Origin of the sequence: Streptococcus infantis, from assembly GCF_047460825.1 — a bacterium.
In the GTDB taxonomy this organism is placed as follows: domain Bacteria; phylum Bacillota; class Bacilli; order Lactobacillales; family Streptococcaceae; genus Streptococcus; species Streptococcus infantis_V.
Window position 1 is genome coordinate 35,260 of sequence record NZ_JASHFO010000001.1, and the last position, 12,229, is coordinate 47,488.

Annotated in this window: 12 protein-coding genes and 1 pseudogene; 9 read left to right on the top strand and 4 right to left on the bottom strand. The window is 39.4% G+C overall.

Annotated elements, in window-relative coordinates; all coding sequences use genetic code 11:
* The first annotated feature begins 7 nt into the window (after window positions 1–7).
* The 5 genes and pseudogenes from QM911_RS00190 (at window position 8) to QM911_RS00210 (ending at window position 4,532) form a co-directional block, all read left to right on the top strand.
* Complete coding sequence (locus tag QM911_RS00190; RefSeq protein ID WP_075227197.1) at window positions 8–826, top strand: endonuclease/exonuclease/phosphatase family protein; 819 nt, start codon at window positions 8–10, stop codon at window positions 824–826.
* 149 nt (window positions 827–975) lie between these two features.
* Window positions 976–1,701, top strand: coding sequence for a CppA N-terminal domain-containing protein (locus tag QM911_RS00195; RefSeq protein WP_075227198.1), 726 nt, complete (start codon window positions 976–978; stop codon window positions 1,699–1,701).
* Window positions 1,698–2,630: a serine hydrolase domain-containing protein gene (locus QM911_RS00200; RefSeq protein ID WP_075227199.1), complete on the top strand. Its 933-nt coding sequence runs from the start codon at window positions 1,698–1,700 to the stop codon at window positions 2,628–2,630. The genes QM911_RS00195 and QM911_RS00200 overlap by 4 nt, the downstream gene beginning before the upstream one ends.
* Window positions 2,631–2,638: 8 nt before the next feature.
* A complete protein-coding gene (locus QM911_RS00205) occupies window positions 2,639–3,550 on the top strand; it encodes a DMT family transporter (RefSeq protein WP_414312727.1) in 912 nt (303 codons plus the stop codon).
* Window positions 3,551–3,772: 222 nt separating this feature from the next.
* Window positions 3,773–4,532: pseudogene (locus tag QM911_RS00210) on the top strand (CPBP family intramembrane glutamic endopeptidase).
* Between the two features lie 110 nt (window positions 4,533–4,642).
* Here the strand turns inward: QM911_RS00210 and QM911_RS00215 are convergent.
* Together QM911_RS00215 and rsmG are read right to left on the bottom strand one after the other, a co-directional pair.
* A complete protein-coding gene (locus QM911_RS00215; protein ID WP_414312728.1) occupies window positions 4,643–5,926 on the bottom strand; it encodes a uracil-xanthine permease family protein in 1,284 nt (427 codons plus the stop codon).
* 459 nt (window positions 5,927–6,385) lie between these two features.
* Window positions 6,386–7,099 (bottom strand): 16S rRNA (guanine(527)-N(7))-methyltransferase RsmG, encoded by a 714-nt coding sequence (gene rsmG / locus QM911_RS00220; protein WP_320692217.1) that lies wholly within the window; start codon window positions 7,097–7,099, stop codon window positions 6,386–6,388.
* Between the two features lie 94 nt (window positions 7,100–7,193).
* Between rsmG and QM911_RS00225 the strand changes: the two genes are divergently transcribed.
* Window positions 7,194–7,754 carry a LemA family protein gene (locus QM911_RS00225; protein WP_320692216.1) on the top strand — a complete coding sequence of 187 codons (561 nt, stop codon included), beginning with the start codon at window positions 7,194–7,196 and terminating at the stop codon, window positions 7,752–7,754.
* 1 nt (window position 7,755) lies between these two features.
* Entirely contained in the window at window positions 7,756–8,655 is a 900-nt protein-coding gene (htpX, locus tag QM911_RS00230) for a zinc metalloprotease HtpX (RefSeq protein WP_320692215.1), read from the top strand.
* A gap of 44 nt (window positions 8,656–8,699) precedes the next feature.
* Here the strand turns inward: htpX and QM911_RS00235 are convergent, their stop codons facing one another.
* On the bottom strand, window positions 8,700–10,259 hold the full coding sequence (locus QM911_RS00235; RefSeq protein ID WP_414312729.1) for an ATP-binding cassette domain-containing protein: 1,560 nt from the start codon (window positions 10,257–10,259) through the stop codon (window positions 8,700–8,702).
* A gap of 242 nt (window positions 10,260–10,501) precedes the next feature.
* Window positions 10,502–10,831 (bottom strand): helicase BlpT, encoded by a 330-nt coding sequence (locus tag QM911_RS00240; protein ID WP_320692213.1) that lies wholly within the window; start codon window positions 10,829–10,831, stop codon window positions 10,502–10,504.
* Between the two features lie 169 nt (window positions 10,832–11,000).
* Here QM911_RS00240 and QM911_RS00245 point away from each other — a divergent pair, with 169 nt between their 5' ends.
* Together QM911_RS00245 and nth are read left to right on the top strand one after the other, a co-directional pair.
* Window positions 11,001–11,543 carry a YceD family protein gene (locus QM911_RS00245; protein WP_414312730.1) on the top strand — a complete coding sequence of 181 codons (543 nt, stop codon included), beginning with the start codon at window positions 11,001–11,003 and terminating at the stop codon, window positions 11,541–11,543.
* Complete coding sequence (nth, locus tag QM911_RS00250) at window positions 11,544–12,173, top strand: endonuclease III (protein WP_414312731.1); 630 nt, start codon at window positions 11,544–11,546, stop codon at window positions 12,171–12,173. It abuts the gene before it with no gap.
* The last annotated feature ends 56 nt before the right edge of the window (window positions 12,174–12,229 follow it).

Consider the following 12,229-nt stretch of genomic DNA (forward strand, 5'->3'; position numbering starts at 1 on the left):
GAAAAGCATGAAGTTTTTAACACTCAATACCCATAGTTGGATGGAAAAAAATCCTGAACAAAAGTTTCAACTTTTACTTCAAGATATCCTTGAAAACAGTTATGATTTGATTTGTTTTCAGGAAATCAACCAAGAAATTACTTCAGCGCAAGTAGAAACAGGCCCACTTTATCAGCCATTACCATCGGCTGAGCCGATTCATCAAGACCACTATGTGCGACTTTTGGTAGAGAAGTTGGCTGAGCAAGGTCAAAATTATTATTGGACTTGGGCCTACAACCATATCGGTTATGATCGTTACCATGAAGGTGTTGCAATCCTATCTAAAACACCAATTGAAGCGCGTGAGATCTTGGTATCAGATGTAGATGATCCAACAGACTATCACACTCGTCGAGTTGCTTTAGCAGAAACAGTAGTTGAAGGCAAAGAGCTTGCAGTTGCCAGTGTCCATCTCTCTTGGTGGGATAAAGGCTTCCAAGAGGAATGGGCGCGCTTTGAAGCGGTTCTGAAAGAATTGAACAAGTCACTCTTACTAGCAGGTGATTTCAATAATCCTGCTGGTCAGGAAGGTTATCAAGCCATTCTAGCTAGTCCACTAGTCTTACAAGATGCATATGAAGTTGCAAAAGAAAGAAGTGGAAGCTTTACCGTTCCGCCTGAAATTGATGGTTGGAAGGGGAACAGCGAACCACTTCGAATTGATTATGTCTTTACGACAAAGGATATTCAGGTAGAAAACCTTCACGTCGTCTTTGATGGTAAAAACAGTCCACAGGTGAGCGATCATTATGGTCTCCAAGCAGAACTAGTTTGGAAAGACTAAATAAGGTATTTTAGTAAAAACAAACCAGTCCCCCTTCTACTAGCAGAAGGGGTTGATTTATTTAAGGAGTTAATATAGTTAAAGTTTTTTATTGAATAACTTGTAAAAAAAGATAAAATCCTTTAAAATAAAAAGTGTTGGAGGAATTTATGATTGTAAATCAAATAAAGCGTATGATCCCGACGCTAAAGGTAAATAATAGAAATTTAAATGAATCATTTTATTTTGAGACTTTGGGGATGAAACCCTTGCTTGAAGAGTCTGCATTTCTATCACTTGGAGACCAGTCAGGCATTGAAAAGTTAGTTTTAGAAGAATCACCAAGTATGAGAAGCCGTAAAGTTGAAGGGATAAAAAAATTAGCTAGACTACTTGTAAAGGTAGAAAATGCATCTGAAATTGAAGCCTTACTAGCTAGAATGGAAAAACATCCTCGCCTCTACAAAGGAAACAAGGGCTATGCTTTTGAGGTTCTTTCTCCGGAAGGAGATTGTGTCCTTATCCATGCGGAAGATGATATCAAAGATTTGAATAAAGTTGAGGAAGAAGTCACTTTTTCAAAAGATGAGAAACTGAGATATTTGACAGCCTTTGAAATCTCTGTGGAAATTAACTTGCCAGAAAAGACAGCTAGTCTGCTTGAAAAAGAAGAAATCGAAAACCGACTAGCTTTTAATCAAGCTCAAGGTAGTGATTTGCTACTTGAAAATAATGTAACTTGGGACTTGTCCATGTTGAAATTTCAAGTAGAGAATCTGGATCTTGCTGTATTGCGTCAGCGTTTCGAAGAAGCTGGTTACTTTATTCCAAAATCTGAGAAGTTTTTCCTAAGTAAGGATACCAACAACATCGAATTGTGGTTTGAAGAAGTATGAAACAAGAAATCATTCAAAAAATAAAGCAACAAATTGAGGCAGGGATTTATCCTGGTGCCTCTTTTGCATATTATCAGGATGGCGCTTGGTCTGATTGGTATCTAGGAGAAGCAAATCCAGAAATTGGCGAGCTGACTCGTAAGGGTTTGGTCTATGATTTGGCCAGTGTGAGTAAGGTTGTTGGAGTAGGAACTGTCTTAATCTTCTTGTGGAAGGAAGGTAAGATTGAGCTAGATAACTCCATAAGAGACTATCTTCCAGAGGTAGATTACCCAGACATTACTATTCGACAACTCTTAACGCATGCGACGGATTTAGATCCTTTTATCCCAAATAGGGATCAGCTTTCAGCTGACCAGCTAAGAAAAGCTATGTTTCATTTGAATCGACGTGAGAAGAGAGCCTTTCTTTACTCGGATGTGCACTTTCTCTTGCTGGGTTTTCTCTTGGAAAGTTACTTCAAGAAAGATTTAGACCAGATTTTACAGGAGCAAGTTTTGGATCCGTGGAAGATGAAAGAAACACAGTTTGGCCCAGTTAGCAGTGCTGTTCCAACGGTCCGTGGACAGAAAGCAGGAGTGGTCCATGATCCCAAAGCTCGTTTGCTTGGGAAACATGCAGGTAGTGCAGGTTTGTTTTCAACAGTTCATGATTTAAAAATCTTCCTTGAGCATTATTTGCAGGATGATTTTGCCACATCCTTAAGTCAAAATTTTTCAGATTTGAGTGATAAAGAACGCTCATTGGCCTGGAATCTTGAAGGTGACTGGCTGGACCATACAGGCTATACTGGGACCTTTATCATGTGGAATCGTAAGAAGCAAGAGGCGGCAATTTTTCTATCTAACCGAACCTATGAAAAAGATGAGCGTGCTCAGTGGATATTAGATCGTAATCAGGTCATGGACTTGATTCGAGATAGAGACTAGGGGGAAGTATGTCAAAAGCTTTAAAAGGAACTCTTTTTACAGTGATTGCAGGTATTGCCTGGGGCTTGTCTGGCACCAGTGGTCAGTACTTGATGGCTCATGGGATTTCTGCTCTTGTCCTGACCAATATCCGTTTGATAATTGCTGGATTACTCTTGCTTCTTCTGGCCTATACTAAATCGAGGGATAAATTTATGGCCTTTCTGAAGGATAAATCAAGTCTGTTTTCTCTCTTGTTATTTTCTTTATTTGGTCTTTTTCTAAATCAATTAGCTTATCTATCAGCTATTCAGGAGACTAATGCTGGGACAGCGACAGTCCTCCAGTATGTCTGTCCAGTTGGAATCCTTGCTTACACTTGTATCAAGGATAAGGTGCCTCCAACGCTTTCAGAAATCATCTCTATGTTTTTAGCTATAGGTGGGACCTTTCTCATTGCAACCCATGGGCAATTGGATCAACTCTCGATGACTCCAGCTGGTCTATTTTGGGGTTTGTTCTCGGCCCTAACCTATGCTCTTTATATCATTTTACCTATAAAATTGATTCAAAAATGGGGGAGCATATTGGTTATTGGTGTTGGAATGACCATCTCAGGTTTTCTAGCAGTACCTTTTACAGGCCTTATTGGGACCAGTATTCCCATATCTTTTGATATCTTTCTAGCTTTTGCTGGCATCATTCTGATTGGAACGGTCTTTGCCTATACAGCCTTCCTCAAGGGAGCCAGTATGATAGGACCAGTCAAGTCTAGCCTTTTGGCTTCGATTGAGCCTATCTCGGCAGTATTTTTTGCCTTCATGATTATGGGGGATATCTTTTATCCTGTAGATTTTCTTGGTATGGCAATGATTTTACTAGCCGTGACTATCATTTCTTTGAAGGATTTAATGCTTGAAAAGAAACATTATTCAGTTTAATTTACATGAACAGTCTTTTTGGAAGGCTGTTTTTTAATCTTCCAGCAAGGTGGTTCATATAACTTTAATACTCAATGAAAATCAAAGAGCAAACTAGGAAACTAGCCGCAGGCTGTACTTGAGTACGGCAAGGCGACGTTGACGTGGTTTGAATTTGATTTTCGAAGAGTATAAGAATGGATGTTTATAATCAATCCATACATTTAAAGATAAGGAGGAAATATGAATTTGCTACAAAGTATTCATCCATCAAAATCTTTAAGATACTTAAAATGGTTCGATATCCTCATCATCACTGTTTTAATGTTTGGAGAGTTTATCATTCGTTCTACTCAACAATTTATGGAGAGTTTATCGCCCTCAATTCTTGCTAGCGTCGCAGAAACTACGACAAATCTAGCAAGTGATGGGGCAGCTTATTCTAGTAATTTCAATTTTCAATTGATGATGTTAGGGATTACCTTCCTTTATCTTGTGATTCGAAATTATGATTTTAAACAGCTTCCTATACGTTGGAGCTGGTCTGTTTTAATTTGGATTCCCCTTATCTTTGCTGTAGTTGGTATCTTTGGTGATATCATTACAACCCTTAGTGGTGAGTATAACTACTTCAACCCCTAACTGCTTCCTTTTTATAGACCCTATGGAAATCATTCGAAAATTCATGGCTTTAACGCCGATGGCGATTTGCTATGCTTTATTAAATGGTTTTTATGAAGAATTTTTCTTCTTAGGCTTACTGACTTCAGTAAAAGAAAAGCATAAGTGGTTAGCTCTAGTCTACTCGGTAATTATACGGATTTCTTTCCATACCTATCAAGGATTGCTTTGGGCCTTGGTGATTGGGCTTGTTTATGGTCTCTTTTATTATTTCTTGTACAAGTATGTAGTCAAGAATTTACTGCCATTTTTTCTCATGCATGCTCTAGCAGATATGTTTGGTTCAAGTCTCTTGTATCTTCTGATTGCTTGGGAAAATTAAGAAATCAAACTTTTTGACAACAGTCCAATGAGTCACTGTATCAAAGTCTTCTTGTGAATAAAAATAGAGGTCGGGATTTTGGTCCCGACCTCTTGTTGATTCTATATGGATTAGTCTTTGTTTTCGTATGGCAAGATCAAGTTTAGGATGATACCTGTCATAGCTGATAGGGCAGTACCTGAAAGGGTAACTGGTCCAAGTTTAAGGATAGCACCACCAAGTCCAAGCACCAACATAGCACTAGCGATGATAAGATTACGCATCTGACCGAAGTCAACACGTTCTTTGATCAAGACTTTCAAACCGTTACTTGCGATAACCCCGTAAAGAAGGATAGACATACCACCAAGTACAGCGTTTGGAATTGTTGAAATCAAGGCAGTGAATTTACCAAGGAAGCTAAGGGCAATTGCGATAAAGGCAGCGTTACGGATAACTGAGACAGAAGCGATACGAGTCATTCCGATAACCCCTGTATTTTCACCGTAAGTTGTATTGGCTGGTCCACCGAGGAAGGCAGAAACAGATGTTGCGATACCATCACCAAGAAGAGTACGGTGTAGACCAGGTTCTTTCAAAAATTGGCGTCCACAGATTTGACCTAAAACGGTATGGTCTCCGATATGTTCAGAAATGGTTACGATTGCAATTGGTAAGATGGCAATTGTTTCAGGACCGAAGTAAAGGTCGTATTGTTTGAAGGCACCACCTGTATTGAATGGTAGGTAGAAACCAGGGATTTCAAACCAGTTAGCTTCAAGAACAGGAGTGAAGTCAACCAATCCAAGTGCTAGGGCAAAGAGGTAACCACCGATAATGGCAAATAGGAATGGGATAATTCGTAGGAAGCCTTTTCCTTTTGTATTGATAAAGGCAGCAATCAAGAAAGTAACAACGGCTACAAGAGCGTTTTTCCAGTTTCCATCAGCTACAAGGCCAGCATTGGTTACAGCTGAACTAGCTAGTCCAAGACCGATAACAATGATCATAGGACCGATAATGATTGGAGGTAAGAGTTTGTCGATCCATTTTGTACCTGCAAAGCGAATACTTGCAGCAACAAGGACATAAACAAGACCAGTCAGGATAACCCCTGTCTGAGCAGCAGATACATCACCACCCATTTCTTTCATGGCAAGTGACATAGCTGTGATAAAGGCAAAAGAAGAACCCAGATAAACTGGAACTTTAAAGCCAGTAGAGATCATGTAAATGAGTGTTCCTACACCTGAAGCAAAAAGGGCAACCGATACAGGCATTCCCAAGATCAAAGGTACCAAGATGGTTGCACCAAACATGGCGAATACGTGCTGGAAGCTAAGAAGAATTCCCTTTCCAGCTGAAGGACGTTGGTCAACGTCTAAAAGCAAATCAACAGTTGATTCCTGTTTCATATTAACCTCACTTTTGGGCATCAAAAAAGAGCCCATTATTTTATAGCAATAGGCTCCCAGAGTAAGACCTCTCTAAAACAAGACTCCTTTATCAAGTTTTAAAGAGTTTTATATAGATCTGCGCCTTCGTCACCTCACGGGATGACATTAAAAACCTTTGCTTAGGATAGTATAGCAGAAAAAAATGATTTTGTAAATCATTTTTTCCCGAGCCTTGAAATGAGAGAGCGAGGCATGATTTTGTAAATCATTTTTTCCCGAGCCTTGAAACGAGAAAGCGAGGTATGATTTTGTATATCATTTTTTCCCGAGCCTTGAAATGAGAGAGCGAGGCATGATTTTGTAAATCATTTTTTCCCGAGCCTTGAAATGAGAGAGCGAGGTATGATTTTGTAAATCATTTTTTCCTGAGCCTTGAAATGAGAGAGTGAGGTATGAGTTTGCAGATTTTTAATCTTTCTAAAGCGGACGTTTGTTAGGCATGCCAGCCTTTCTTGGGTATTTATTTGGAGTTTCTTTTTTCTTCTCGACAATAGTAATGTAGCGAGGGTCTCCGTTAGGAAGTGTGTAACTGAGATTTTCTTCAACCTTACTAAAGAGAAGGTTAAGGGCATTTTTAGCCTCAGTTAATTCCTCTGGGGCATTGCTAGCCTTCAGTGCTAGCAATTTTCCACCGACTTTTAAGTAGGGGATAGTCAACTCGGACAAGACCTGCATACGGGCAACAGCACGAGCCGTAACGATATCAAACTGGGCACGGAAGTTCTTATCTTGGGCGAAGTCTTCTGCACGTCCGTGATAGAAGTGGACATTTTCTAACCCTAGTTCTTGGGTTAATAGATTCAGAAAGTTGATTCGTTTATTGAGGGAATCAATAATGGTCACATCTAGTTGAGGATAGAGAATCTTCATAGGAAGGCTAGGAAAACCTGCTCCAGCACCAATGTCTAAGAGTTTAATGGGCTGGTTTTCAATCAATCCCTGTAAAATAGGAGCGATGGAATCATAGAAGTGTTTGAGATAGACTTCTTCTTTTTCTGTAATAGCAGTTAGGTTGATTTTTTCATTCCATTCGACCAAGAGTTCAAAATAACGCTCAAATTGAACTTTTTGCTGGTCAGAAAGATTGATATTTTGTTCAGCTAGTAGTTGATAAAATGTTTCTGGTTTCATAGTAGTTTCCTTCTTTAGTATCATCTTATTTTACCACAAAAAGATAGAAATTTGATATACTGGTACTAATCTAAAAACAGAAAGGAGATATCAGATGAATTGGATTATTCTTGGAGTTCTTGCTCTTATTGGTATCTTTGTGATTATTACCTATAATGGATTGGTTAAAAATCGCATGCAAACTAAGGAGGCATGGAGTCAGATTGATGTTCAGTTGAAACGTCGTAACGATCTCTTGCCAAACTTGATTGAGACTGTAAAGGGATATGCAAAGTATGAAGGTTCAACACTTGAAAGAGTTGCAGAACTTCGTAATCAAGTAGCAGCAGCAACTTCACCAGCAGAAGCTATGAAGGCTAGTGATGCTCTTTCACGCCAAGTATCAGGAATTTTTGCTGTTGCAGAAAATTATCCAGACCTAAAAGCAAGTGGCAACTTTGCACAATTGCAAGAGGAGTTGACCAATACTGAAAATAAAATTTCTTACTCTCGCCAACTCTACAATAGTGTTGTTAGCAACTATAATGTTAAATTAGAAACATTCCCAAGCAACCTAGTTGCTGGACTCTTTGGTTTTAAAGTGGCTGATTTCCTTCAAACACCTGAAGAAGAAAAGGCAGTACCAAAGGTTGATTTTAGTGGTTTAGGTGACTAGGATGTTGTATGATCAAATCGCGAGTAATAAGCGAAGAACTTGGATTTTACTACTAGTATTCTTTTTACTTTTGGCTTTGGTTGGATATGCAGTTGGTTATCTCTTTATGCGATCTGGTCTTAGTGGCTTAGTTATCGCTCTGATTATCGGCTTTATCTATGCCTTGTCCATGATTTTTCAATCAACAGAGATAGTCATGAGTATGAATGGTGCGCGTGAGGTGAATGAGCAGACTGCACCAACCCTCTATCATGTTGTGGAAGATATGGCTATGGTGGCGCAAATCCCTATGCCACGTGTCTTCATCATCGATGATGCCAGCTTAAATGCCTTTGCTACGGGTTCAAATCCCCAAAATGCAGCGGTAGCAGCAACTTCAGGACTCCTTGCGATTATGAATCGTGAAGAGTTAGAGGCGGTTATTGGTCATGAAGTCAGTCACATTCGTAACTATGATATACGGATTTCTACGATCGCGGTTGCCCTTGCCAGTGCTATTACACTTTTATCAAGTATGGCTGGACGTATGATGTGGTGGGGTGGGGCAGGTCGCAGACGAAGTGACGATGACCGAGATGGAAATGGCTTAGAAATCGTTATGCTCGTGGTTTCTCTACTAGCTCTTGTGCTGGCGCCTCTCGCAGCAACCTTAGTGCAACTAGCCATCTCTCGTCAACGAGAATTTTTAGCAGATGCTTCAAGTGTAGAGTTGACTCGTAATCCTCAAGGGATGATCAATGCCCTTCGTAAGCTGGACCATAGTCAGCCTATGAGTCGTCATGTGGATGATGCTAGCAGTGCTCTCTATATCAATGATCCTCAAAAACGAGGTGGCTTGCAAAAACTCTTCTATACCCATCCGCCAATCTCAGAACGGATTGAGCGTCTGAAACATATGTAAAAACATCCAGAGATTTTCCTCTGGATGTTTACTATTTTCTACAGTTATAAATCTTGTAAATCAATGACTTCTAACCCATTTTCGCTTAAACGATAGATACTTCTACAGACTTCTTTTAAGAAACGTCGATCATGTGAAACAGTGACCAGACCACCAGGATAATTGGCAAAGAGTTTTCTGATTTCAGGTTGTGAAGTTGGAGAAAAATTTCGTGTGGGTTCATCCAGAAAGAGAAAGTTTGGTTTCCGCAGAACTAAATTCAAAAGAAGGAGTTTGCCTTGTTGACCGCCGGATAGGGAGCGGATTTGGTGTTGCATTTCTGGATAACTGAAATTGAGACTAGCTAGAAAGGATTGGATTTTCTGTAATTCCTCTTTATGTCCAGTTTGGCTGAGAAATTCTACTGGAGATAGATCCAATTGCAATGTTTCTTGGTAATTTTGTGGCATAAATCCAAGTGAAATCTCACTTTTGCTACTTAGTAGTTGTTGCAACTTGGCTAACAGAGTAGATTTGCCAACTCCATTGGGACCGATGATGCCGATTTTATCTTGCCCCCAAACAGTTAGTTGGAGTTTTTGAGACAAAATTCGTTGGCCAATGGATAAAGTCTCCTTTTCCAGTCGAAGTAAGACTTTAGAAGCTGCTAATGGCTCTATATCTGAAAAGAAAAGTTGGATTTCTTCCTCTTCAAGTGGCTTTTGGGTCATGGACTGAGCTGCTTTTTCGTAGCGTTTTTCTTGAGAAAGAACATTTTTCATCTTTTTAGCCAGTAGTCGTCCGGCAGTACTGTCTTTGGTAGCTCGAAGTGCAGTTTCTACCTTTTGCTTGACTCGGCGATGCTTTTCTATGGCTTTATCATAGGATCGTTGGTCGTTGTCAGCTTGCTGGCTTTGTCTGACAAAACTAGCCTTCCTTTGGGCACTATAGCGATCATAGTCTAAGTGCTCGACTAGGGTTTCAGCTTCCTTTCGATGCTTGACTAGTCGCAAGTGGATAATGGTGTCTGCAGTTTGAGAGAGGAAGTCTTCATCATGAGAAATGAAAATAACGGTCTGCCTGATCTTCTGAATCTTACTTTTTAGCCAATCAACTGTCTCAAGGTCCAGGTCATTTGAAGGTTCATCTAAAAATAGAATCTCAAAGGGTTTGGCTAATTCATGGATAAGCTGAATTTTCAAAGCTTCACCTCCCGAGAGGCTACCAATCTCTTGGTCACTAGCAAAACGACTGCTATCAAAGTGCAATTCCTCAGCTAAACGATAGAGAATACTGTAGTCCAAATCAGCAGACTCTAAAAAGAAGTAGTCCTGTAGAGATTTTTTCTTCAATTTTTCAGGGAGATGTTGGGGAATGTGAGCCAGAGACTGAAGGTCAGATTGAATGTCGCCCCTAATAGTGAAATCCTCTAATCTTTCTCCCATTAAAGTTTTAAGTAAGGTTGATTTTCCATTTCCTTCTTCGCCGATAATAGCGACCTTTTCTCCGTCTTGGATAGTAATATTTAAATCGGAAATAAGGTCTCGTAAATCTTTGTTTTGAGTGATAGTTAGATGGTTAATTTTTATCATATTAATGCCCTTTCTAGAATGTCTATATTGCATAACAAAAGCTCTACTTTACCTAGTAGAGCCAATCGTCTATGTCAAAAAATCCTCTCTTAAAAGGGCTGAAAAAGTAGCAGAAAAAAGAGCGCACAAAAAGAGACAGAAACAAGATCTACTAAATAAAGGTTCTTTATTTGATAGACTTAGTTGTTCATGTCTCCCTTACCTCCGAAAATTACTATGTTTATTTTATACCTTTTGGAACACTTTGTCAAAAGAAATGAGAAATTTAAATCTTTCTAGAAACCAAAAACAGGTCCATAGAGAGTCAAAACGTGTTTGACGTGATCGTAGTGGAATTTGTCATAGTTTCGCCAAGCTGTGCGAGCTTCTTCATTGAGTTTAAGGGTGCCAAGTCCAATCAAGAGACTGGTATGTTGGTAAAATTTCTCAAGTTCAACTAAGATAGAGTTATCTAGTTTCTCTGTCTTTTTAAGTTGTTTGAGTAGCTCGTCAATATTTTGCTGCAAGCGCAGATCATCAGGCAATCCTTGTTTGCAAGTTTGGTAAGCGTTATTTAACTCGGAAATGAGTTGATAAGCTTCTAAGATTAGTTCTTTGTCTTCCATATGAGCGTCCTCCTTTGCTCATGTATTGATGTCTATAGTATAGCACCAAAAACAAAAAATATCATAGTAAATATATCAAAAAATAGTGAAAAATATTTAAAATGTTTAGATACCTTGTTTGAACTTTTTTCATGGTATAATCAAGATAGTAAATCTTTATGGAGGAAGTATGAAATTAAATATTCAAGAAATTCGTAAGCAGCCTGAAGGTTTGCACTTTGAGCAAACTTTAGACTTAGCAGCTGACTTGCGTGCCCGTAATCAAGAAATTATAGATGTAAAAGATATTGTTGCTATAGGGAAAGTTCAGTACGAAGACCTTATGTTTTTCCTAGATTATCAGTTGTCATATACAATCGTTTTAGCTTCTAGCCGCAGCATGGAACCGGTAGAATTGAAAGAGTCTTATCCAGTGACAGAAGTCTTTATGGAAGGTGCTACCAATCAACTGGACCAAGAAGTTCTAGATGATGACTTGGTTTTACCGATTGAAAATGGGGAAATCGACTTGTCTGAAAGTGTTTCAGATAATATCTTGCTCAATATTCCAATCAAGGTCTTAACAGCTGAGGAAGAAGCTGGTCAGGGATTTGTTTCTGGAAATGACTGGCAAATCATGACAGAGGAAGAATATCAAGCTCAACAAGCAGTCAAGAAAGAAGAAAATAGTCCATTTGCAGGTTTACAAGGACTGTTTGACGGAGACGAATAGATGGTTTTATCCAAGAAACGTGCCCGTCATGTCATTGAGGAAATCATTGCTCTTTTTCCAGATGCAAAACCAAGTCTAGATTTTCACAATCATTTTGAACTTCTGGTTGCTGTTATGCTGTCTGCTCAGACGACAGATGCGGCAGTCAACAAGGCTACTCATGGCCTTTTTGCAGCTTTTCCAACCCCACAAACCATGGCAGATGCAAGTGAGAGTGAGATTGCCTCGTATATTTCTCGTCTTGGGCTTTATCGAAATAAAGCTAAGTTCCTTAAGAGGTGTGCTCAGCAACTACTGGATGATTTTGACGGTCAAGTCCCTCAGACTAGGGAAGAATTAGAGAGTTTAGCGGGAGTTGGTCGTAAAACAGCTAACGTAGTTTTGAGCGTGGGATTCGGTATTCCGGCCTTTGCAGTTGATACTCACGTAGAGCGAATCTGTAAACACCACGATATTGTTAAAAAATCAGCTACACCCCTTGAGGTCGAAAAACGTGTTATGGATGTCTTGCCACCAGAAGAATGGCTAGCAGCTCATCAGGCTATGATTTACTTTGGTCGTGCTATTTGTCATCCGAAAAATCCAGAATGCGATCACTATCCACAGTTATACGATTTTAGTTCATTATAAAATTGATTTCTTGTGTTTTTTCTTGCATCGATTACTACTTTGTGATATAGTAGTAG

Coding starts and splice junctions, on each gene's coding strand:
- QM911_RS00195 (WP_075227198.1), top strand. CDS start 976: ATGATTGTAAATCAAATAAAGCGTATGATCCCGACGCTAAAGGTAAAT.
- QM911_RS00205 (WP_414312727.1), top strand. CDS start 2,639: ATGTCAAAAGCTTTAAAAGGAACTCTTTTTACAGTGATTGCAGGTATT.
- QM911_RS00225 (WP_320692216.1), top strand. CDS start 7,194: ATGAATTGGATTATTCTTGGAGTTCTTGCTCTTATTGGTATCTTTGTG.
- QM911_RS00190 (WP_075227197.1), top strand. CDS start 8: ATGAAGTTTTTAACACTCAATACCCATAGTTGGATGGAAAAAAATCCT.
- QM911_RS00240 (WP_320692213.1), bottom strand. CDS start 10,831: ATGGAAGACAAAGAACTAATCTTAGAAGCTTATCAACTCATTTCCGAG.
- htpX (WP_320692215.1), top strand. CDS start 7,756: ATGTTGTATGATCAAATCGCGAGTAATAAGCGAAGAACTTGGATTTTA.
- QM911_RS00235 (WP_414312729.1), bottom strand. CDS start 10,259: ATGCAATATAGACATTCTAGAAAGGGCATTAATATGATAAAAATTAAC.
- QM911_RS00245 (WP_414312730.1), top strand. CDS start 11,001: ATGAAATTAAATATTCAAGAAATTCGTAAGCAGCCTGAAGGTTTGCAC.
- QM911_RS00215 (WP_414312728.1), bottom strand. CDS start 5,926: ATGAAACAGGAATCAACTGTTGATTTGCTTTTAGACGTTGACCAACGT.
- nth (WP_414312731.1), top strand. CDS start 11,544: ATGGTTTTATCCAAGAAACGTGCCCGTCATGTCATTGAGGAAATCATT.
- rsmG (WP_320692217.1), bottom strand. CDS start 7,099: ATGAAACCAGAAACATTTTATCAACTACTAGCTGAACAAAATATCAAT.
- QM911_RS00200 (WP_075227199.1), top strand. CDS start 1,698: ATGAAACAAGAAATCATTCAAAAAATAAAGCAACAAATTGAGGCAGGG.